This is a genomic window from Gracilibacillus sp. JCM 18860 (assembly GCF_055395245.1).
The window spans coordinates 3,138,611-3,162,277 of the sequence record NZ_AP043868.1 but is presented as its reverse complement, the minus strand read 5'-3'; the positions used below and the strand labels follow the sequence as shown (position 1 = coordinate 3,162,277).

The 23,667-nt window shown below is 37.0% G+C and carries 20 protein-coding genes; 5 read left to right on the top strand and 15 right to left on the bottom strand.

Annotated features, from left to right (window positions below):
• Positions 1-56: 56 nt before the first annotated feature.
• Positions 57-608 carry a dihydrofolate reductase family protein gene (locus tag ACZ5R4_RS15980; RefSeq protein WP_054788609.1) on the bottom strand — a complete coding sequence of 184 codons (552 nt, stop codon included), beginning with the start codon at positions 606-608 and terminating at the stop codon, positions 57-59.
• A 158-nt stretch (positions 609-766) separates the two neighbouring features.
• Here ACZ5R4_RS15980 and gerQ point away from each other — a divergent pair, with 158 nt between their 5' ends.
• Positions 767-1,219 carry a spore coat protein GerQ gene (gene gerQ / locus ACZ5R4_RS15975; RefSeq protein WP_464367609.1) on the top strand — a complete coding sequence of 151 codons (453 nt, stop codon included), beginning with the start codon at positions 767-769 and terminating at the stop codon, positions 1,217-1,219.
• A 360-nt stretch (positions 1,220-1,579) separates the two neighbouring features.
• Here gerQ and ACZ5R4_RS15970 read toward each other — a convergent pair whose 3' ends face one another.
• A complete protein-coding gene (locus tag ACZ5R4_RS15970; protein WP_054861247.1) occupies positions 1,580-1,948 on the bottom strand; it encodes a DUF423 domain-containing protein in 369 nt (122 codons plus the stop codon).
• Positions 1,949-1,968: 20 nt separating this feature from the next.
• Positions 1,969-2,223 (bottom strand): DUF5327 family protein, encoded by a 255-nt coding sequence (locus ACZ5R4_RS15965; RefSeq protein WP_054788607.1) that lies wholly within the window; start codon positions 2,221-2,223, stop codon positions 1,969-1,971.
• A gap of 89 nt (positions 2,224-2,312) precedes the next feature.
• On the opposite strand from ACZ5R4_RS15965, the gene ACZ5R4_RS15960 reads away from it, so the two are divergent.
• Entirely contained in the window at positions 2,313-3,170 is an 858-nt protein-coding gene (locus ACZ5R4_RS15960; protein WP_109985445.1) for a fructosamine kinase family protein, read from the top strand.
• Between the two features lie 11 nt (positions 3,171-3,181).
• Here ACZ5R4_RS15960 and ACZ5R4_RS15955 read toward each other — a convergent pair whose 3' ends face one another.
• The 5 genes from ACZ5R4_RS15955 to ACZ5R4_RS15935 form a co-directional block, all read right to left on the bottom strand.
• Positions 3,182-4,234: an acyltransferase family protein gene (locus tag ACZ5R4_RS15955; protein WP_464367608.1), complete on the bottom strand. Its 1,053-nt coding sequence runs from the start codon at positions 4,232-4,234 to the stop codon at positions 3,182-3,184.
• A 145-nt stretch (positions 4,235-4,379) separates the two neighbouring features.
• Entirely contained in the window at positions 4,380-5,612 is a 1,233-nt protein-coding gene (locus ACZ5R4_RS15950; protein ID WP_109985447.1) for an aminopeptidase, read from the bottom strand.
• A gap of 163 nt (positions 5,613-5,775) precedes the next feature.
• Positions 5,776-7,170 (bottom strand): L-cystine transporter, encoded by a 1,395-nt coding sequence (locus ACZ5R4_RS15945; protein ID WP_109985448.1) that lies wholly within the window; start codon positions 7,168-7,170, stop codon positions 5,776-5,778.
• A 111-nt stretch (positions 7,171-7,281) separates the two neighbouring features.
• Complete coding sequence (locus ACZ5R4_RS15940; RefSeq protein WP_054861251.1) at positions 7,282-7,728, bottom strand: OsmC family protein; 447 nt, start codon at positions 7,726-7,728, stop codon at positions 7,282-7,284.
• Positions 7,729-7,877: 149 nt separating this feature from the next.
• Positions 7,878-9,602, bottom strand: a complete 1,725-nt coding sequence (locus tag ACZ5R4_RS15935; RefSeq protein ID WP_464367607.1) for a phospho-sugar mutase — start codon at positions 9,600-9,602, stop codon at positions 7,878-7,880.
• A gap of 134 nt (positions 9,603-9,736) precedes the next feature.
• On the opposite strand from ACZ5R4_RS15935, the gene ACZ5R4_RS15930 reads away from it, so the two are divergent.
• Positions 9,737-10,819: an AI-2E family transporter gene (locus tag ACZ5R4_RS15930; RefSeq protein WP_054861252.1), complete on the top strand. Its 1,083-nt coding sequence runs from the start codon at positions 9,737-9,739 to the stop codon at positions 10,817-10,819.
• A 54-nt stretch (positions 10,820-10,873) separates the two neighbouring features.
• On the opposite strand, the gene dctP is transcribed toward ACZ5R4_RS15930, so the two are convergent.
• From dctP to ACZ5R4_RS15915, 3 genes are all read right to left on the bottom strand, one after another.
• Positions 10,874-11,905, bottom strand: coding sequence for a TRAP transporter substrate-binding protein DctP (gene dctP, locus ACZ5R4_RS15925; RefSeq protein ID WP_054788614.1), 1,032 nt, complete (start codon positions 11,903-11,905; stop codon positions 10,874-10,876).
• Positions 11,906-11,984: 79 nt separating this feature from the next.
• Positions 11,985-13,256, bottom strand: coding sequence for a TRAP transporter large permease (locus tag ACZ5R4_RS15920; protein WP_109985450.1), 1,272 nt, complete (start codon positions 13,254-13,256; stop codon positions 11,985-11,987).
• A 27-nt stretch (positions 13,257-13,283) separates the two neighbouring features.
• Positions 13,284-13,844, bottom strand: coding sequence for a TRAP transporter small permease (locus tag ACZ5R4_RS15915; protein WP_245902380.1), 561 nt, complete (start codon positions 13,842-13,844; stop codon positions 13,284-13,286).
• 442 nt (positions 13,845-14,286) lie between these two features.
• Here ACZ5R4_RS15915 and ACZ5R4_RS15910 point away from each other — a divergent pair, with 442 nt between their 5' ends.
• Positions 14,287-14,457: an SE1832 family protein gene (locus ACZ5R4_RS15910; protein ID WP_181397654.1), complete on the top strand. Its 171-nt coding sequence runs from the start codon at positions 14,287-14,289 to the stop codon at positions 14,455-14,457.
• Between the two features lie 84 nt (positions 14,458-14,541).
• Here the strand turns inward: ACZ5R4_RS15910 and ACZ5R4_RS15905 are convergent, their stop codons facing one another.
• A complete protein-coding gene (locus tag ACZ5R4_RS15905; protein WP_109985451.1) occupies positions 14,542-16,413 on the bottom strand; it encodes a cation:proton antiporter in 1,872 nt (623 codons plus the stop codon).
• Positions 16,414-16,599: 186 nt separating this feature from the next.
• On the opposite strand from ACZ5R4_RS15905, the gene recQ reads away from it, so the two are divergent.
• Positions 16,600-18,696 carry a DNA helicase RecQ gene (gene recQ, locus ACZ5R4_RS15900; protein WP_109985452.1) on the top strand — a complete coding sequence of 699 codons (2,097 nt, stop codon included), beginning with the start codon at positions 16,600-16,602 and terminating at the stop codon, positions 18,694-18,696.
• A 226-nt stretch (positions 18,697-18,922) separates the two neighbouring features.
• On the opposite strand, the gene ACZ5R4_RS15895 is transcribed toward recQ, so the two are convergent.
• From ACZ5R4_RS15895 to cls, 3 genes are all read right to left on the bottom strand, one after another.
• Entirely contained in the window at positions 18,923-20,164 is a 1,242-nt protein-coding gene (locus ACZ5R4_RS15895; RefSeq protein ID WP_109985453.1) for an aminopeptidase, read from the bottom strand.
• 2 nt (positions 20,165-20,166) lie between these two features.
• Positions 20,167-22,050, bottom strand: coding sequence for an ABC-F family ATP-binding cassette domain-containing protein (locus ACZ5R4_RS15890; RefSeq protein WP_109985454.1), 1,884 nt, complete (start codon positions 22,048-22,050; stop codon positions 20,167-20,169).
• A 94-nt stretch (positions 22,051-22,144) separates the two neighbouring features.
• Positions 22,145-23,587, bottom strand: a complete 1,443-nt coding sequence (gene cls, locus ACZ5R4_RS15885; RefSeq protein ID WP_109985455.1) for a cardiolipin synthase — start codon at positions 23,585-23,587, stop codon at positions 22,145-22,147.
• Positions 23,588-23,667 lie beyond the last annotated feature (80 nt).

The following is a 23,667-nucleotide window of genomic DNA, read 5'->3' as shown; positions in this document are numbered from 1 at the left end:
TCAGAAGATGGTTCGGATTCTCCTTCTTCCTTGTTATGCCCCAGCCGCTTATTCGGTTATTTGTACACCAATAACACGTTTCCACACTGAAATGTATGAGTTTCGATCAATTCTAGCTTTCGCATCCTGTTATGAAATAACCTGACGCCGTTACCAATTACAACAGGATTGAGGATAAGTCGAAATTCATCAATTAAATCTTCTTGGATAAATGTTTGGGCAATATCTGCACCTGCTAACAGTACAAGGTCTTGACCAGGTTGCTGCTTCCACTTCCTTACTTCGAAAGCTATATTTCCTTTCACAGCTATGGCATTCCATTCCACTTTATTAAGTGTTCGGGTAAATACTGCCTTCTTCTTTTGATTTATTTTTCTAGCAAAAGCGCGACTTTCTTCCGAGTTATTCGGGTCAAATTCAGCTGATGGCCAATACTGAATCATCATTTCGTACGCTCGGCGACCATAAAGCAATGTATCGGCACTATCCAAAAGATTTTCCATGTACTCGTCCATCTCCTGATCCATAACATGCCATGAGCTATCACCATTCTCACCAGCCACATATCCATCTAATGACATAACCATTGATAAGATTACTTTTCTCATCCGCTTCCCCCTCCATTTAATTCACTTTACTACATTTAGACACTGGGAATTTCTTTTCTATTGCTATCCTCCAAACAAAAATTCTATCTTCTTTATGCATGTTCATAGCATATCCCGCATACATATCAACTAGTAGAACTAGAGAGGAGTTTTGCATAATGAATCAAGAGCAAAATCAAGTCAGACAGCAACAAGGAGCGGGGATGCCATATAATCCGTCAATGAATTATGGAATGGGCTATCAGCCATATAGCTATGGTCAGCAATCAATACAAATGCCGCAGCAGCCACAGCAACAGTCTCCACAACAGCCATCTATATCAGACGTACCAGGAATGCTACCATTACAGGAATCTTATATTGAAAATATTCTCCGATTGAATAAAGGAAAGCGCGCTACGGTATATATGACTTTTGAAAATAATGAGCGTTGGAATGCAAAGGTTTTTAAAGGGATTATTGAGGCAGCTGGTCGTGACCACATTATTCTTAGTGATCCTGAAACCAATAGAAGATATTTATTGTTAATGATTTATCTTGATTACATTACATTTGATGAAGAAATTAATTACAATTATCCGATCGGAAATACTAGCTATTCCCCGAGATAATTACAGATACTGAGGTGACCACATTATATTGAAAATAAATTCTACTACCGACGTACTTATACCCATATTATTTTTTGCTATTGTTATAGCAGTCTTTGCATGGAAAACTCAATCAATCACGTTATTCGCAATAGCCATTGTTAGTATTGCTATTGTATTATTTGGTGAGGCCTTACAAGCTTACCAATCCAAGAATAGGCTGTTGTTTTCCCAACAGCTCTTGCGTGGTCTTGGTTTAATTACTTTATTAGTAATATTTCTATAATATTCTCCTATCACAGCTGTCTTCCGCTGTGGTAGTTTTTTTATTCAGAGTTAGCCATCAGCTAAGGGGAATTCCCCCTCTACTGATGGAAGTCTTTATATAAATTTGACAATTGCGTAGCCTAATAAAACCCATCCAATTAAAAAAGCGACTCCTCCAAGTGGTGTAATCATTGCAAAAGCTTTGATGGCAGTTGTTGAATAGATGTATAAGCTTCCTGAAAACAAGAGGATTCCAACAAAAAAGAACCAACCTGCTGAGACAATACTACCTGCAGTTATTTTTGGCATTAACAGTCCTGTAGCCAATAAAGCAACTGTATGGAACATCTGATATTGTACTGCCTTTTCCCAGGTTTGGAGCATTTTCTCCGAAAGCTTTCCTTCCAATCCATGAGCACCAAAGGCCCCAAGCGCTACTGCTACAAATCCGTTTATTATCCCAAGTAATAAAAATATTTTCATTCTCACACACTCCTCTTATGTTAAAAATCAAGCAAGGAATCACTATTTTCCTTTGCTACATCTACCTTTTCATTTGTTTTCTTAGGGGTTTCTCCAACCATCTTACGCCATTCCACCTCATCGATAGAAGTACTTAAGGAAGGAGCTTCTTTTTCTAATAGCAATTCTGTTAATGCATGAATTGCCTTGGCATGCTCTCTGATTCGACCATTTTCAAGAGCTTGCTCACTTTCCAGGATGATTTTTTTCAAGATTTGTTGATCAGTAATTGCCATACCTATTCTCCTTTTGCGTCCGTTTACTATCTATTATACAATCTTCGTAGAACAGAAGAAAAGTAATCCAATATTAAAGGGGTATTTTCATGCAAGAAAAATTACGGCAAATTGGTGATAAATCAGAGGTGAAGGAATTTCGTTCTGTTGCAGGTGGGGATATTAATAATGCCTACTATGTTAAAACAGAGAAAAATAAATATTTCATCAAAACAAACGAGAAGGTTCCGAGTGATTTTTTTCAATTAGAAGCAAAAGGGTTAGAGGCAATTCGCCAGACAAACACGATCAACGTACCAAAGGTATACCATTATGATATCGCTACAAATAATGAAGAAATTATGCTTATTATGGAATGGATAGCAGGAGATAAAAGACAGGCTAATGGAAACCTTCTAGGTGAAAACCTTGCTTCTATGCATCTAGCAGAAGCTGGACCACAATATGGACTGGACATACCTACCTTTGTCGGTGATCTAGTCCAAGAAAATAGCTGGTATGATAGCTGGGTGGAATATTATCAAAAGCAGCGATTACAAACACAATTAGAGCTTGGAATTCAAAGGGATAGCATGCCACAAATGAGGAGAAGTCGCTTGGAAACCTTAATCGATAAGCTCGACAACTATATTCCTAAAAGGCCAAAGGTTTCGTTACTTCATGGTGATCTCTGGGGTGGAAATTGGTTAGCTGGACCAAGAGGAATTCCTTATCTGATCGATCCCTCCATATTGTATGGGGATCACGCCTTTGAGATAGCTTTTACCGAATTATTCGGCGGATTTCCTACAAGTTTTTATCAAAGCTATCAGGCTATCTTTCCTCTTCCAGATTATTATGAGGATATAAAACCGATCTATCAGCTCTTCTATTTACTAGTTCATTTAAATATATTTGGTGAAGGCTATGGCGGAGCGGTTGATCGGATTTTAAACCAATATACTTAAGGAAAAGTCGCTTATGACGACTTTTCCTTATAAGTAGGATAAGCATCTCTCTGTTCCCTTTTTTTCCATTTGTTTTCTCGATTTTCAAACCATTTTGCTAAAAGGGTGGTCTTTCCTTCTACAATTGGCTGAGTAAAGGTTGCCACCGATTTGGATGATAGGAACCATACAATCGCTGCAGCTATTACTGCTAAACCAATCGTATCTAGGTTATGATCTAGCTGTAGTAAACCAGCTTCACGTCCGTATTGAATAATGATGCCATGTAATAGATAGACATACATCGTATTTTGCCCTAGATTAGTAAAAGAATAGCGTTGTTTTGGCACTAGTAATAATACGGAAAATACCATGAAAATGGCTAAAAGATAGAGTCCAAATCGTGCAGCACCACCGTAAAATGGTAGTTCAAGATCTAGATAAGAATGGGAACCAAATAACCAGCCAGTCGGAATCTTAGGTTGTAAATAGCTTACTAGAAAGACAACGAATAAGATGGCGACAGATACTATTTGATTCTTTCGGTTTTTCCAAGCAAATAGTCTTTCCTTTGTTAGCCAATATCCGATAAGGAAAAACGGAAAGAAAACAAACGTACGAGATAAACTAAATGCTTCCCCTATTACTGGTAAATACCCAATCATGATTCCAATAAGAAAGGCAAGAGGAATACCTATCATAGGAGGTATTTTTTTGAATACAATCAACAACAGGTGCCAGCTAAATAAGCTTAGCAAGAACCATAATCCCCACTGTGGATCATAAAGACTTGTATCCCAATCGTTTTTACCGATTCCTAAGAAATAGATCGTATACAGAATTTGAAAAATAAAATATGGAACTAAAATTCGCTTAAATAATTTTATTAAATAACCTTTGTTACTAGCTCCCTTTGCAAAGAAACCACTAATAAGGATAAATACAGGCATATGGAATAAATAAATCCATTGATATAAAACATTAACTAACTCTATGCTTTCTTTTAATGGTTGGATTAAGTGTCCAAACACGACAAGAAATATGAAAAGGAGCTTTGCATTATCGAAATAAGCTTCACGTTGCATATTCTTCTTCTCCCTCAATAAAACAGTTTACTCTATTCTACCCGCTAAAAAGGAAGTTAAAAAGAAAATAAGTATATTGTTATGATAATGTAAATCCTAAGTAAAAGGAATGAAACATAACTTTATTTAATTTTAATATTGCTATTTAGAAGCTAATCGCCCATGTACCATTGCGGAATATTGCTTCTGCCGTTCCATCCTCTGTTATCCCATCGATATTCATGTCCGCAGATCCAATCATAAAATCTTCATGAACAATACTATCGTTCACTCCATGCTGGTCCATTTGTTGCTCATTCATTTCTGAACCACCTTTTATATTGGTCGGATAAGCCTTTCCAAGGGCAATATGACAGGATGCATTTTCATCAAATAATGTGTTGAAGAAGATAATTCCTGCTTGAGATACAGGTGATTCATGCGGAACTAATGCCACTTCTCCCAGTCGTGAGGCACCATCATCGTCTGCCTCCAATAAATGCTTCAATGCCTCTTTCCCTTTTTCACACTGATAATCGACTACTTTTCCATCTTTAAATGTTAGACTGAAATCTTCAATCAATTGTCCTTGGAAGCTTAGCGGTTTTGTGCTTGTTACGGTTCCGTTCACACCATATTTATGTGGCATTGTAAAAACTTCCTCTGTCGGAATATTAGGATTAAACACTACTCTATCAGTAGCCGTTGCAGCACCACCATGCCATATATGGCCTTTTGGTAATTCAATGGTTAGATCTGTTCCTTTTGCCGTAAAGTGTAGCTTTGAATAATTTTTTTCATTTAGATATTCTCGAGCTTTTTTAAGAATTGCATTATGTTGCTCCCACGCCTTGATTGGATCATTCTTATCCACTCGAGCAATGCGAAAGATTTCATTCCAAAGCTTTTCCTTTGCTGCTTCTGCTGTATCGTCTGGGAAAATTTTTTGCGCCCACTCTAATGTTGGGTAACCGACAATAGACCAACGAGCTCTGTCATTCATCATATACTCGCGATATTCCTTCAGTGCGTTGGATCTAGCTTTAGTAACGGCAGCCATTCGTTTACCATCAATATCTTGTAATAAATCGGGATTCTCCCCATAGATGTTCAACACAGCATAGCCGTCCTTCACCATACTGATCATTGCTTCTTTGCGCCATTCGGGAAATGTTTCTAAAACTTCCATCGGGGCATGTGTCATTTTAAGTAATGTAAGCTGGTCATCACTCCATTCAGTATGGACATTTTTTGCGCCCATTTCATAGGCTTGTTTAACGACGATCCGCACGAATTCAACAGCTTCGATTGGTGCTTGGATTAGCAGGCCTTGTCCTTTTTGAAGGTTGACTCCGGTTTGTAATGCTAATTCTGCATATTTTTTCAAAGATTCTTTCATCGATCATTCCTCCTTCATTTAACTATATTATGGCAAAGAACAGGCAATTCTGCCAACATCATGCATATTTGCGACTTTGCGACAAGAAGCGAAAGGAGCTGAACTCCTTCGCTTCTTGTCGCAAGCAAAAAAACAAGTGGAGAGTTATCTCCACTTGTTTTTTTTAGATAGCTATATCTTTATTAACCGAATCTTTATCATTGTAATTTTTAATATTTAATTTTTTCATAATACGGGAAGTAAGTGTCCCTGATAGAATGGAATCATTAACATTCAGTGCAGTTCGACCCATATCAATAAGTGGCTCTACTGTAATTAATAAACCAGCTAAGGCAACGGGTAAATTCATGGATGATAGCACAATTAATGCTGCAAAGGTTGCTCCACCACCGACTCCAGCAACACCAAAGGAACTAATTCCAATGATTAGAACAAGCTGCAAGAGGAAGGATGGTGACAATGGATCAATACCTTGCGTTGGAGCAATCATAACAGCTAACATTGCTGGATAGATTCCTGCACATCCATTTTGACCAATTGTCGCACCGAATGATGCCGACATATTGGCAATACCGCTGTGTACACCTAAGTTTTCCTTTTGGACTTGAATCGTTAAAGGAATAGTACCAGCACTTGATCTTGACGTAAAGGCAAAGCTTAATACTGGTAATACCTTGCGTGTATAAGTCAACGGGTTTAATCCAAAAATGGCGAGAAGTATGAGATGTATAATAAACATGCTAATTAACGCCACATAGGAAGCTGCAACAAATTTTCCTAATTCAATAATTCCGGCTATATCTGTTTGTGCTACTGTATTTGCCATTAATCCTAAAATACCATATGGAGTCAAACGTAGGATAATCTTCACAATTCGCATGACGACCGCATAAAGGGCATTGATTATCTCCACAAATTTTTCAGCTTGTTCAGGTTGTTTTCTACGAACCCCGAGTACAGCAATCCCTACTATAATGGAAAAGATGACAACAGCAATCGTAGAGGTTGCACGTTGACCAGTCATATCCAAAAATGGATTGGATGGAATAAATTCAAGGATTTTCTGTGGTGTAGACATTCCCTCTATTGATCCTAATCGTTCCTCTAAATCTAAACCTCGCTGTTCTTCGGCTTGCCCCATATCAATTTGGTCTGCACTCAAGTCAAAAATGGTTGCACTTGTTACACCAACAGTTGCGGCAATCATAGCCGTTGTGACAAGAATACCAATAATCCATGCTGACATCTTACCTAGATCTTTTGATTTTTCTAAATTAATGATGGATTGAATAATTGAAACTAATATTAATGGAATAACAATCATCATTAATAATCTTACATATCCTCTACCTAATATATTGTACCAATCTGTTGTTACACTCACTATATTCGAATCTGTTGAATATACAATTTGTAATAATGCACCTAGTAAAATACCTAATCCTAAACCTGCAAACACACGCTTACTAAATGATAGATGTTTTTTTTGCATAAAGAAAAGAATTCCTATAAATAAAAACATAATAGCGATATTCACTAGTATCCAAATCGTCTCCATTTTACCCCTCCTTAATATTATAAATCCGATAAAAATACTTTGATTATATTACTCTGCTTTGACTCATTTGTCAATGGTTCTGCTTCTTTAAAATAATTCTTCGCTGAAAAGCTATCCTATTGATAGCTTTTCTTCTAATGCTATTTCTACATTTCCCTTTATTGCTCGTGATATCATACAAGATGATTCAGCCTGATAAATTATTTTTTCCAATTGATTGAATTGCTTTTCTGTGGCATTCTCTTGTAGTTTTACGACAGGCTTATGTGTTATTTTAATATATGTAAAAACACCATTTGTGACATCTACTTCTCCGACTGAACTAAGAGAAATATGCTTTAATGGTAATTGAGCCCGTTCAATCATTGCTGCAACTGTAATTAAATAACAAGTCGCGGCAGCTCCTAACAGCATTTCGTCTGGGTTTGTTCCTATTCCAGGGCCATCCATTTCAGGTGGAATTGAAATTTCTGTTTTTAGATTCCCTGCCTTAATTTCTCCAACTTCATTCCTTCCACCTGGCCATGTTGCTTCTAATGTAAATTCATGAATTGCCACTTTTCTCATCCTTTCTTACCTATATCTTTTTTTCTTTCTACGTGTTCCATGTTTATAGTGTAGAAAAAATGAATCACTTTGAAAAACTATTTGTTTGAATGGAACGGAAAGAAACCCCTTATCACTGTGATAAAGGGTTCTTCTAGCATTTATTTATCCTTCAATATTTGATCCATTCTTTGTTCGACCTCTGCTTGGATATGGTCTAGCAATGTTTGACTACTTTCTTTACTTGTTGTTTTTACACCAAAATAGCTTTTTATTTTTGGTTCTGTTCCCGAGGGTCTGAAGCAAACCCAAACATCATTTTCTAAGATGAATTTCATGACATTTTCTTTCGGAAGTGCGATTTCCTCTGAAGAGTTATCTGCAGGAACAGTACGCAGACTAGTTTCATAGTCTTCAATGGCGACAACGCGTAATCCTCCTAATGTTTCAAATGGATGGTTACGAATGTCCTGCATGATTTTCGCAATTTGCTCTGCTCCATCTTTTCCTTTTAGCGTAAGAGATTTCATGCCTTCTAAATAAAAACCGTGTTCTTTATATAATATATCTAAAGCTTCTAACAAAGTCTTATCCTGTTTCTTCCAATAGTTTGCTAATTCACTAGCTGCTACTGCTGCCTGGACTGCATCTTTATCTCGTACAAAGTCTCCAATTAGATAGCCGTAGCTTTCCTCGTAACCGAACAAAAATTTATCATTCGTAGATTCGAATTGTTTTATTTTTTCCCCAATAAATTTAAATCCTGTTAGGGTATCTATAGTATCAACACCATAATGTGTAGCAACAGCTTTCCCCATTTCTGTTGTGACAATGGTTTTCACTAGTTTTCCATTTTCTCGTTCTATTTCATCTGTATGGGAAAGAGTGTAATCTAATAATAATGTTCCAAGCTGGTTGCCTGATAATACTTGATACGAACCGTTTCCATCCTTCACTGCAATTCCTAGCCTATCTGCATCAGGATCTGTACCAATTAAAATATCGGCATTAACCTTTTTACCAAGGTCTATCGCCATTTCAAATGCTTGATGTTCTTCTGGGTTCGGTGAGGAGACAGTGGAAAACTCTGGGTCAGGCTTTGCTTGCTCTTCTACAACATGGACATTCGTAAAACCAATCTGATCTAACCCTTTCATCACAAGATTATAAGCAGTTCCATGAAGTGGTGTAAAGACGATCGTCAGATTATTTTCACTATTTTCCTGTTTTTGAATAGTTTTTAATTGGGCAAGATAAGCAGTATCCACTTCCTCGCCTACCCATTGAAGTAGTCCATTTTCTTCTAATTTCTTCTGGTCCTCTGCATTTACTTTTAATTCGTCTTGGACTTGATTTACTTTCTCAATAATTGCTGCTGCTTCTTTAAGCGGGACTTGGCCACCATCCTCATTGTAAACTTTAAAACCATTATACTCAGGTGGGTTGTGACTCGCCGTTATCATGATCCCAGCAGCTGCTTTTAAATGACGGACAGCAAAGGAAAGGAGTGGGGTCGGTCTTAATGATTCAAACACATAGGCGCGAATACCATGTGCACCTAAAACACGTGCCGCTTCGATTGCAAATGCTTGTGACATATAACGAGAATCATAAGCAATAGCTACGCCCTTGCCTTTGGCATCTACTACATTTTCCTCTAAATAAAGGGATAAGCCTTCCACTGCTTTACGTACTGTATATACATTCATTCGATTTGTTCCAGGACCTAGAATTCCTCGCATTCCACCAGTCCCAAAGGTTAAGTCTTTATAAAAAGAGTCTTCAAGCTCTCGTTCATCCTCTGCGATATTAATTAACCTCTCCAGTAAATGCTTATCTAATGTGGCATATGATTTCCACTTTTGCCATTTTTCCTTCCAAGACATTAGAAATCCCCCTTATTATGTAAATGTTTTATCTCACTTAATATATTAGCATAATCATACTTTTCCACCTACTAAAATCCAATGAATATGGTAGAATGTAAATATCTATGAAATGGAAAAGGTTGTGAACATTGTTGTTTGAAAAAAAGAGTATACGAATGCTTATTACGACCATTTTAATTTTTACGTTAATTTATTTAGTTTATTTAACAAGGTTTATTTTTCAGCCTGTTGGCGCTTATTTTACTGCTATAGCTGTTCCAATTATCGGCGCTGGAATGATCTTTTATATTACGAATCCTATCGTTAATTGGCTAGAAAAAAAGAAGATACCTAGAGTTATTGGCACATTTATTGTATTTCTGCTTATTGTCCTATTCATTACGGTCGTCATTCAATTTATTGCACCTGTTGTACAGAAGCAATTTACTAATTTTGTTGACGGTATACCTAAGATGGTAGATAGTGCACAAGATTTAATCGATATGTGGCAAAACAATCAAAATATTATTCCACCACAGTTTGAAAATGCGATTCAAAATATTACGGATAATTTGGGTACCTATGCAGAAAAAATTACGGCAGGTCTGTTCAGTGTGATTGGCCAAGTATTTAACTTTGTTTTTTCCTTTTTCTTAATTCCATTCTTCCTATTCTTTATGCTGAAGGATGGTCATCGCTTTGTACCATTTGTAAAACAATTTTTAAGTCCAAAAAAGGCGAAAAGCTTTCAACAGTTAGCAAATAATATTAACCATACACTCGCATCCTTTATTCAAGGTCAATTTATTGTAAGTGTATGTGTCGGATTCATGCTTTACATTGGTTATATCATTATTGATTTAGACTACTCCTTGTCTTTAGCATTATTTGGTTTAGTAATGAACTTCATTCCATTTTTAGGGCCCTTTCTGTCCGCAATACCTGCAATTATCGTTGGTTTCTTTCAGGAGCCTATGCTAGCCGTTTGGGCAACAGTAGTGATGGTGGTGGCTCAGCAAATAGAAAGTAATTTTATTTCACCAAATGTGATGGGACGAGCATTATCCCTCCACCCACTCACTGTCATTACCTTAATCCTAGCAGCAGGCGGAATTGGTGGTTTTCTAGGATTACTATTCATTATTCCCGCTTATGCAGTGGTGAAAACTATTATTTCTCATTTTTATTTGGAATGGAAAAAAAAACAATCAGAGACAGATCCCAATTTACTTTAACTTACGTACAAAAAAAGAGTCCTGGACTATGCCAAGACTCTTTTTTGTATAGGCTTATTCCACAGGCTCTCCTGTAATTTCAGCAATTTCTTTTTCAAGCTTGTCAAGGATAGCTCCATCAACGGTAGAAACATTTTCACGATAGAAATCACGAACTGGCTTAGCTAATTCTCTAAACTCTGCACGTTGTTCATCCGTCAATTCAACTACTTCCGCTTCCTCCTTGATTACTTCTAGAAACTCTTCATTTTGACGCTTTTGTTCTTCGAAAATCCAATCCTGTAATTCTTCTACTGTTTCATCTACCCATGTTTTGTGTTGATCACTTAATCCATCATACCATTCTTGATTAACTGTCGTTGTAGCAACATAGTTATTATGATTAGAAAGTGTCATATAGTCTTGCACTTCATGGAAGGATGCATCTGCAATAAAGAAGATTGGGTTATCCTGACCATCTACTGTACCATTTTCAAGTCCTGTATAAAGGTCACCCCAGCTCATCGTTTGTGGAGTTGCACCATATGCTTCCCAAGACTCTGATTGTAGCTCTGTTCCTTGAATTCTCATTTTGAAATTTTCAAAATCATCTGGTGAATCAACCGGCTTGTTACTTGTCCATTGCATACCACCTTCAGTCCAGAAGGCTAACGGCTCTAAGCCAATTGCTTCATATTGTTTAACAAGGTCGGTATTGATTGCTTCACTTTCTTCTAGGATTTGTTGTGTTTGTGCTACATCATCAGGGAACAAGAAATGTAATCCGAAGATTTGACTTTCTTTCACCGTATTTCCGATGAAACCTGGAGATGTTACAGCAAGCTGGACTGCTCCATTTTGTAATTGTTCTACTTGGTCTGTTTCACTTCCTAGGCCACCAAATTCATATGTGGTAACTGTGATTTCGCCACCTGACTTCTCTTCAATACGTTTCTTAAATTCGTTTGCATATTGCATTTGAACCTGTTCTCCAGTTTCTTCTGTGATAAATAACCATTCATCACTGCTTCCTCCAGCAGAATCGCCTTCCCCTTCAGAACCTGAATCACCACCACACGCTGCTAATAACAATACTAATGCTGACATGACAACAGCCAAAAACGAAAATTTCTTCTTGTTAATAATGGTAAAAACCCCCTATAGTTTTTTTATATTGCAGCTACTCCTACAGCATGGCAAGAGATAGCTGTGGAAAAAATATTAGTAGAATGGCAATAAGCACCATGATAATGATATATGGAGGTGTTCCTTTTATTACTTCCATATATGGTTTATTAAACACCGCACTCGCTGTGAAAATATCAACACCAAATGGTGGCGTTGCTGAACCTAATGCTGCTTGGAATGTAATAATGATTCCCAAATGTATCGGATCTATTCCTACTTGCTCAGCAATAGGTAGAAAAATAGGTGTTAAAACGAGAATGACCACAATCGGATCCACAAACATACAACCGATAAAAAAGAATAATGTAACAATTAACAATACATAAGTGGAACTTGGATCTGTACCTAAAACAGCCTCTGACAATAGCTGTGGAATTCGTTCTAAGTTCACTAGATATGTAAATACTTGACCACCAGCAACTAAGACGAATACAGCTGAAGTAACGAGACCTGTTGATAAAGCGATTTTGGGTATTTGTTTAATATGAACAGAACGAAAGATGACTACTTCTAAAATCAAAGCATACAATACAGAAATCCCTGCCGCCTCTGTTGCGGAAAACCATCCTACATAAATACCACCAATAACTAAAATAGGAAATCCAAGAGGTAGAAGTGCTTTTCTAAAAGCAAACCATCTCTGTTTCCATGTCGCTTTATCTGTAAGTGGGATATTTTTTACCCTTGCATAAATTACACTATAAATAGTAAAGGCTAAAAAGACGATAAGTCCTGGGATAATACCAGCAATAAATAATTCTCCAATGGATACACCTGCAACTAGTCCATACATAATTAATCCAATGCTTGGTGGAATCAATAAAGCCACATCACTTGCATTAATAATTAATGCAATCGCACTGGAATCCTTGTAGCCAACTTTTAATAACCTTTCACGCATTGGCTTCCCAATGGCAACAACAGTAGCTTGTGTAGAGCCTGAAATAGCACCAAATAAGGAACAAGCTGCAGCTGTCGTAACAGCATATCCTCCTCTTATATGCCCAATAAAAGCACCGATAAAATCTAACAATCGTTTGGATGTTTTACCTGCCGTCATAATATCTGCGGCAAATATGAATAATGGCACACATAAAAGCTGATAGGATTCAATCCCAGTCACTAGTTGACCTACCATTATTGAAGGATCGATATCAAACTTTGTATAGCCTAGTAAAACAATAACAAACGGTGCTACAATTAATGGGATCATCATTGGAAAATTGAGCAATAAAAGGATGATCATAATTGATAATAAAATTGTTAGCATAACCGTTTCCTCTCTTCGCTATTATCTTTAAACATGGATTTCGTCTTCCATATCACGATCCTCTGGCTTTACATCATTATAATCCAAAGCATCTGTCCCAATGTAAACTTCTTTTTTCACAATATTCATAATGAGATTTCGCAAATACTGAATGCCTCCCATAATAAATCCTAAAGGAATAAACAAGTACATGATATAGAGTGGAATTCCGAGGTTTGTAGTAGTTGTACCTCTTTCATATACTCCCGTTACGTAATCAATTGAAATATAAGCAAGTGCGAATAAAATAATGGAAGTGAATAAAGGAATGATGATAGACATTGCTTTGCGTAAACGCCAAGGTACTACATCATAGATTGCTGACATGCTGATATGTCTACCTTTTCGTGCAGCATAGCTAATCCCCATAAACGTGGACACTACAACAGCAAATTTTGCTACTTCTGCATGAAATAAAATACTTGGTCCAAAAAACTGGCGACTAATAACATTTGCACAAACCATTAATGCTATGACAATAATGGAAGCACTTAAAATAAATTCCTCTATCTTTAAAATGGATTTATCCAGCTTGTCAAGAAACTTCAAACTCTTCTCTCCTCCTTAAAAACAATCCAATATCCATACAGACTCAGACAGTTTCTAATAATGTTACAGAATTGTTTCAGCAATCACAAATTTACTATACCCCCATTATGAAGAATTAAACGACGAATTTACTTGTGATAAAAATTTGTACGGAAATCATGTATTTATAATGGCAGATACTCCAAAATAATCTTAAATACTCTAAAAAAGGTTGTAGTTTAATAAATTTGTATTATGTAAATATTAGGCTGATTATATAAAAGAAAAATAACCCTATTTAATTATATCCCGCAGATAGCTTACTCATAAAAGTCTTAATTACTAAAGATAAACGTGTTTTATTTCATCTACATAAAAATATTTACAGATAATCGAGATTTGCAGATACTTAGGTGTTGCTATAAACTGTTGGTAAAGGAAAATGATAATTGAGGTGTTAAAGATGAATCGCCAAGAGATAGAAGATAAAATTACCGAATTAAAATCAGACTATGTTAGACTTTCAGCAGATTTAGAAAAGCTAGTCTATGTAAAAGGAAAGACAGAATTCAACGAAAAAGAATTAGCTAGGCTAGAAAATGAAATAGCAGAGTTAAGAAAACAACTAAAATAAGGACTCTGCAGTCGCGTGTGCAGATGGATCAATAAAACAACCCAGACCTTCTCTCCATTTTATCGATAAGGTCTGGGTTTTATCTCAATTATTATCCTTTGGTTTTTCTCCTGTTTGTTCTTCTCGTTTCTCCACTAATTTCTCTTTGATTTTAAAGAATTCTTTGCTTGGAGGTGTTAAGCTCACAACGGTATCACCAGGTGAGACATTAATTTCGGCATCCTCTCTGAAGAAAGCAATTTGTTTCGATTGTTTTAACACGAAGAGTAATACTGTTTCCCTGTCACGATCAACCAAATAATCATCAAAATTGTATTGATCAGTGATCGTAGTTTTTCGTAAAACATAACCACTTTCTAATTTGAATTTTAATGTTTCGACACCTTCCGCTGGTCTAAATAATTCTGCCCCACCAATGGTATGATCAAGATCATCCAACTGATCCCCACTATGGTTTTGTCTTGGTAATCGATAAACATTTTTTCGTCCAAATTCCGGAATAAAAGTAGAACAAACCAATGCATTGTAAGAATCATATTCTGTTGCACTAATCAAATAATCATATGGAGTGAAATCAATCATATACTCCGTTTGTTCGGATAAGATTTCTTCATGAGTGTGATTAACTCCCGCCCTTCTTGCTGTATACAAACGATCCCATGATGAATCGACTACTAAGACAGGGATCTTTAACTCCTCCATGACTTTTGCTATTGCGACAGATAGACGATTCGACCCAACGATTATTGCACCAGGGTTGCCTTTAGAAGAAAGGTCTAGCTTCTCCGCAAGCCAACCTATCGAAAACCCATGAACACAAACCGTTGAAAAAACTAATGCAAAGGTTAATGGTAATACAACAGAAGCGCCAGGAAATCCTTCATCCTCCAACACGGATGCGAAATAACTTGCAACGGTTAAAGCCACAATTCCTCTTGGAGCTATCCAACCAACTAATGTTTTTTCCTGAATAGAGAGTCCGGATCCAATAGTAGACAAAAAGATGGATAATGGCCTTACAACGAAAAGCATCAATAGAACATACCCTATAATTTCTAAACGAAAGACATCCTTTAAAGTATCCATCGTTAAAGAAGATGTTAATAAAATAAATACAGTAGATACTAATAATATAGAGATATTTTCTTTAAAATGCCTCATATCTCTAATAGAGGAAATACCAATATTGGCAAGGGTAATACCCATTGCTGTTACAGCAAGTAACCCCGTCTCGTGCTTTACTTCATCAGCAATCGTAAAACAGGCGATCACTGCTCCGAATACTGCAGGCGATTTAAGAAATTCTGGAATATACCCAGACTCAAACATCCAACCAACCGTTTTCCCAAACAAATATCCTAGAACTACCGCAAATAAAGAGGCTAAAAGGAACATTAACAAGGAGGTGATGTCTCGGCCATCAGACATTAAAAATAGGATAAATTCAAATGCGAAGACAGCGAGTAATGCACCAAATGGATCTACTACAATTCCTTCCCATTTTAGTATCCTTGCAGGTGTTGGCTTTAATTTCGATTGCCTTAAAAGAGGTAAGATAACTGTTGGTCCAGTAACAATAAATATCCCACCTATTACTAACGACACTGGCCAAGACAGGCCTGCAACAAAATGCGCTGTAGATGACCCAAGAATCCATGCAATAAAGGCGCCCCATGTTACTATTCGAAAAACTGGTTTACCTAATCCACGCAATTCCTTAAAATTCAAATTAAGACTACCTTCGAACAAAATAATGGCAACTGCTATAGAAATTAACGGACGATACAAATCTCCAAATTGTTGCTCTGGATTAATTAAACCTAAAAAAGGGCCTGCTAATAGTCCAGCAATAGACATAACTACAATAGCTGGAAGCTGGAATTTCCAAGCTATCCACTGAGAGCCCACCCCTAAGATGGCGATAATCATAAATACTAATAATAAAGAATCTATCATAATTAATTCCTCTTTTCATAAATGCGATTGATGAGGTACTTCCTTATCTTCATTTTCTCCACTCAAGGAGACAAAATAGTTTAACATTTTATTTCGTTTATATAGGTTATCTGTTTTTTTCTTTAGATGCAATAATAATGTTATGATAGAAAGAAAAATATTTTTCAATAAGGGAAGTTGTATTTTATGCTAGAGAACGCAACAAAATTATTAAAATCTTATTTTGGCTATGAATCCTTCCGAACAGGCCAAGCTACAATTATTAAGCAAGTAATCGAAGGGAAAAATTCCATTGCAATTATGCCAACTGGTGGCGGAAAGTCGATTTGCTATCAAATACCAGGACTTTTATTTGACGGTACTGCTTTAGTTATCTCCCCACTTATTTCACTTATGAAGGATCAAGTGGACGCATTATCTGCACTAGGTATACAAGCAACCTATATCAATAGTTCATTAAATCAAGAGGAATACCAAGACAGAATGGAAGCATTACGACAAGGTAAGTATAAATTCGTATACGTAGCACCTGAAAGATTTGATTCTGATGCATTTATCCATTCTTTGAATCAAATCTCTCTTTCATTAATTGCCTTTGATGAAGCTCATTGTATCTCCCAATGGGGGCATGATTTTAGACCAAGCTATCGTACAGTAGTCGATCAAGTTAAGCAGTTAAAGGATCTTCCGCTTTTAGTCGGATTGACGGCTACCGCTACCAAAGAAGTAATTCACGATTTAGAGCAGCTGTTAAATGTTCCCAACCAGCATGTTGTGAACACAGGATTTGGTCGTAATAATTTGACGTTTCAAATTGTAAAGGGGCAGGCTCGTTCCACTTATATAGAAGATTTTGCAAAACTACATAAGGATGAATCTGGTATTATCTATGCAATCACAAGAAAACAGGTAGACCAGCTTTATTTGTTCTTAAAGGAAAAAGGCTTCCAAGTTAGTAAGTATCATGCTGGAATGAGTGAAATTGCCAGAAAACAAGCACAAAATGCTTTTATTCAAGATGATTCAACGATAATGGTGGCAACCAATGCATTCGGAATGGGGATTGATAAATCTAATGTACGTTATGTCATTCATTACGCCTTACCGAAAAATTTGGAGAGCTATTATCAGGAGGCTGGGCGTGCAGGACGAGATGGCGCTCCAAGTGATTGTATTTTACTCTTTTCTGGTCAAGACATCCAAACACAGAAATATTTGATAGAGCAATCTGATATGGTAGAGGATAAAAAGAAAAAGGAATATGGAAAGCTTCAAGCAATGATCAATTATTGCCATACTGATCAATGTTTACAGCGTTTTGTGTTAGATTATTTTAAGGATCCCAACCAAATCGAGGACTGTGGGAAATGTACAAATTGTTTAGATGATAGAGAAAAGGTAGATCGCACGAAGGAGGCACAAATGGTTCTTTCCTGCGTAAAACGAATGGGAGAGCGTTTCGGTGCTAGTATGACTGCCAAAGTATTAAAAGGCTCGAATGACAAGAAGGTAAAACAATTCGGTTTTGACCATCTGTCTACTTATGGCTTGCTAAGCAAGGATAAGGAAAGAGATTTAATAGAGTTCATTCATTTTTTAGTCGCGGAAAATTATCTTATAGCAGAAGAGGGGCGCTATCCTCTATTAAAATTAGGAAAACGTGCTTTAAAGGTACTTAAAGGAGAAGAATCTGTATTTATTCAAGTAACAAAGGTAGAAAAGCGTGAGACTCGATTCTATGATGAACAATTATTTAATGAGCTGCGCAAGCTTCGGAAACAATTGGCAGATGACTTAGGAGTGCCACCATATGTCGTGTTTAGTGATAAATCGTTAACCGAAATGAGTGAAAAAATCCCTCAATCAAAACAGGCATTACTTGCGATCCATGGAGTAGGGGAGAAAAAATATGACCAATTTGGAGAAATGTTTTTACAAGTAATCACCGACTATTCTTCAAAAAATAGAGGCAATCCTTTAGAAAAAACTCCTAGCTTCTTCATAAGCTATCAGCTGTTCACTGAAAAGAAGATGAAGATTGAGGAAATTGCTAATGAAAGAGAGATTGCGAAGGAAACAGTTGTCAAGCATTTAATGGAAGCAGGTAAAAAAGGGAAGGAATTGGATTGGTCCATCTTTGTCTCTCCTGATAATGAACAAAAAATATTGGCTATATACAAAAAAAGAGAGGAGCCACGCTTGTCGGAATTAAAGGAGGCATTACCTGAAGAATATACTTATGAGGAGATTCGTGCCGCACTTATTAAAAATGGTAAGCTGTAAGACTGGGATATAATGAAATAGCGGGAATAAGGATCCGAACAATCATCTTGACTGAGTATAGTTCAAATAAACAGTCTTCCGTGGAAAAAGCTTGCCTTGCATAGTATTCCCTATGTAAAGTTAGCAGACCGCGGCTCATTGTATAGGAAACAATAACAAAGCGGTCACAATACACAAATTTGAATGTTCGGATTTCTCCTTATTTACTACTCTTTCCCATTCCTAATTATTCATTAAAATCGAGCGCCCATGCGCCTTGACGGAATACTGGTTCTAGTTTTCCTTCGTACGTTTCCCCATCAATATCTAAATCCGCAGATCCTATCATAAAGTCAACATGTGTTAGACTGTCATTCACACCATGTTCATCTAATTCCTGATCGCTCATTTTTGAACCACCCTTTAGATTCGTCGGATAGGCTTTACCTAGTGCAATATGGCAAGATGCATTTTCGTCAAACAATGTGTTATAGAAAATTAAGCCAGATTGTGAGATTGGCGAAGCATGAGGGACAAGTGCTAACTCCCCTAAACGAGATGCCCCTTCATCCGTTTCAAGTAGATGCTTTAACGTATCATAGCCTTGCTCTGCCTCAAAACCAACTACTTTTCCTTTTTCAAAGGTTAGACTAAATCCCTCAATCCTGTTTCCACCATACACCAGCGGTTTCGTCGCCGTTACTTTACCATTTACTCCATACTTATGAGGAACTGTAAATACCTCCTCCGTTGGCATGTTTGGATTAAAGGCAATACCTTCCGTTGTTTCAGCTGCTCCACCTTTCCAAATATGACCTTGAGGTAGCTCAAATCGAATATCTGTACCTTCTGATTTAAATACTAATGCACGATAATTTTTTTTGTTTAAGTAGGCCCTCGCTTCGTGTAATAATTGATTATGTTTTTCCCATGCTGCTACTGGATCGTCTTGATCTACACGGACAATTTTAAAAATCTCTTCCCATAAGCTTTCTATTGCTTCCTCTTTTGACTTGTCTGGGTAAATCTTTTGCGCCCAGTCCCCTGTTGGAATGGAAATGATAGACCATGGAATCCGATCATTCATCGTATAACCACGAAATTCCTTCATTGCTTCTGCACTTGCTTTATTCGCTTTGGCAACTTTCGCTGGGTCAATATCCTTTAATAAATCAGGATTGGTAGAACGTATGGCGAGAAGTGCAGCACCATCCTTAGCAAAGGTTAAATGCTTTTCTACCTGCCACCTAGGAATATCGGTTAATACTTCTTCTGAAGCATGCTTAAATTTCAATAATGTTAACTCATCGTCCGTCCAATTAATGTGCACATTTTTTGCTCCATGCTCATAAGCTTTTCTTGCCACTATTCTAGTAAAATCTGCCCCTTCAATAGATGAATTAATAACAAGTGCCTGATTTCTCTGCAAATTAACTCCTGTCTTTAATGCAAGCTCTGCGTACTTTTCTAACATGTTTTTGTCTGCCATTTTTATTCCTCCTCTAATTGTTCTACTAATATGGAAAGCTCTTCCCAACGCTCCATTTTTTGCTCAAGCAGAACTTCTAGCTCTTTCTGCTTATCAAATAATGGTTGGATCTTTTCAATATCACTACCAGCTTCGGCAATTTCTAGTTCCATTGCATTCAACTCTTCCTCTAGCTTAGTTATATCCTCTTCAATCGTATCCCATTCCTTTTGATCGTGGTAGGATAATTTTTTTCTTCTTCGCCTAGTTGGTTTTTTATCTACTTTTTCCTTTTTTACCTCTTGTTTCTCTGAATCAAACCTTTCGCGAAATTCGGAATAATTCCCATAAAAATGAGTTAATTCTTTATCTCCTGTGAAGGCAATGACTTGATCTATCGTTTTGTCCAGGAAATAGCGATCATGCGACACCGTTAGCATAACACCAGGGAATAGCTCTAAGTAGTCCTCCAATACAGCAAGAGTTTCTGTGTCTAAGTCATTAGTAGGCTCATCTAAGAAAAGAACATTCGGTTCTTGCATTAAAATCGTTAATAAATAAAGTCTTCTCCTCTCTCCACCTGAAAGCTTCTGGACCAATGTCCATTGCTGTGATCGAGGAAACAAAAATCGCTCTAACATTTGTTCTGCTGTTATGACATCCCCACTAATGGTATGTACGACCGCTGCCACCTTTCGAACTAAATCAATGACCTTCGTATTCTCATCCAATGGAGGGTGATCCTGAGTATAGTATCCGACCTTCACTGTTTCACCTAATTCTATACTGCCGTAATCTGGTTCTGTTTTTCCTGCCAATATATTTAATAAGGTTGTTTTACCACTTCCATTTGGGCCGACAATACCAATCCGATCTCCCTGCTTCAATAATAGGTTGAAGTGATGAAATAAAAGCTTATCTCCATAGCTTTTGGCTAAATCTTTTGCTTCGATTACCTTTTTTCCTAATCTTTTGGAACCTATTTGGAATTGAAGCTCCGATTTATCGGTCTCGAAGGTTCTTTCTTTCATCTTTTCCACACGATCGATTCTTGCCTTTTGCTTCGTTGTTCGTGCTTTTACTCCACTTCTTAGCCATGCAATTTCCTTTTTTAAGTGATTTTGATGCTTTTGTTCAGCTTGATGCTCCTCTTCTTCTCTTCGTGCCTTTTGCTCTAGAAAAAGCTCATAATTACCTTGATAAACATATAACTTACCTCTATCTAGTTCAAATATTCGATTGGTAATTCTATTAAGGAAATACCGATCATGTGTGACGATTAGGACAGCACCTTGATATTGGGGTAGATATTCCTCCAACCACTCGATCGTATCATTATCTAGGTGGTTAGTAGGCTCATCTAGTATAAGCAGGTCTGCTGGTTGAATAAGCGCTTTTGCAATGGCTACTCTTTTCTTTTGTCCTCCAGAAAGCTCTGCTGTTTTTTGATTTAATGAGGAAATACCTAATTTCGATAATACCGTTTTAGCAACTGTCATCGCATCCCAAGCTTCCGCTACATCCATCTTTTCTTGTTGTTTTAGAAGCTTTTGCTGCAGAACTTCACTTTCCGGATTACCCTCTAATGCAAGGACTGTTTTTTCATAATTTCGTAATGTCTCCATCATTGGAGAATGACCGTAGTATATTTGATCAAGCACGGTTAAATCTTTATCCAAATCTGGATCTTGATCTAGATATTCGACTTGATAATCATTCGGGTGGTCAAGCATACCAGCCTCTGCGGTATCGCTACCTGCCAACACTTTTAACAAGGTTGATTTTCCTGTACCATTTACCCCGATCAACCCAATTCGATCCCTTTCCGCAACCGAAAAAGATATATGATCAAATAAAACCTTTTCTCCATATGTCTTGGTTAAGCCTTCCACCTTTAAACCACGCACTTTTGTCACCCTTTCTACTGAAAAGAACCTGACTATTGTCAAGTTCTTTATCGCCTACCAACTAAATGAATCGTTCCAGCTTAACTATGTATATCTATAAAATCGGTGAAATAAGTCGTGCGATGGATTCCTTGAAACGAATCCATTTCGTCCTTTTCTTATATAATGCATAGGTTAACTGGGATACATGCTCCATATCCTTTTCAAACTCATCTACTAGCATTTCCGCAAGTGTTTCGTTGTACAAAAAGGCATTTACTTCAAAATTTAATCGGAAGCTTCTTACATCAATATTTGCAGTCCCAACGGAGGCAATTTTGCTATCTACTACAATCATTTTAGCATGGAGGAACCCTTTTTGATAAATATAAACAGTTGCCCCTGCTTCGAGTAACTCTCCAATATAGGAATAGGTTGCCCAGTATACAAAAGGGTGGTCTGGCTTATTCGGTATCATAATCCGGACATCTACCCCTGATAATGAAGCAATTCTAAGCGCATCTAACAAGCTCTCATCTGGAATAAAATATGGTGTTTGAATAAAAACATAATCCTTCGCAGACATGATCATTTTAATGTAGCCATGCTTAATCTGTTCCCAATCAGAATCAGGTCCACTTGATACAATTTGCATCCCAACTTTGCCAGCAGATTTGGCCGCATAATACTTATCATCATACTCGATGTCGTGCCGAGATGCTTGGTTCCAATCCAAAATAAAACGTGTTTGCATATGCTTCACCGCACTACCGATAATACGTAAATGCGTATCTCGCCAATAGCCAAATCGTTTATCAACCCCAAGATATTCATCACCAATATTGAAGCCACCGATATAACCAATTTTTCCATCAATGATCACCAGTTTGCGGTGGTTGCGGTGGTTTATTTTAAAATTCAGCTTTGGAATAAGAGGAGGAAAGAACCCTTCTACTTCCGCTCCCGCTCTGCGCATCTCACGGATTAGCCTTCTACTAAATTTCCTCGATCCCATATCATCATATAGGACCCTTACTTCGATTCCTTCCTTTGCCTTTTTCATTAATACATCTGCTAACCGCCTTCCTAGTTGATCGGAGCGCATAATGTAATAAAGCAAATGAATATGATTTTCTGCCTTCTCAATATCCTCTATTAAAGAATTAAATTTGCGATTCCCATCTGTAAATACCGTAACATCATTGTCTTGGGAAAATATGGCGTCATCATTTCTTAAGTGTAAATAAAAGAGATCTTCATACTGGTGCATGCGTGGATCATTGACTCGGAACTCTTTATTCTCAATCTCCCTCAACTGTTGTTGAACAGCTGTTTTTACCCCTAATTTACTTTTGGTGTCCCAAGTGAATATAGTTTTATTGCTTAATTTTCTTCCAAATATAAGATATAAAATAAAGCCTGCAATTGGAATAAAGGTTAAGACCATTACCCATGCCCAGGTTGAGGTTGCATTTTTCCTCTCTAAAAAAACAATAGTAAGTGATAATATAATATTAAAAATTAAAATAAAGCTAATTATAAGTTGTACAATACCCATGTGGCCCCTCCTCTCTCATTAGCTAACCCTTCTTTAATATAGCACATTTATAGAAAAGCTAATAGCACAGTGACTATTAG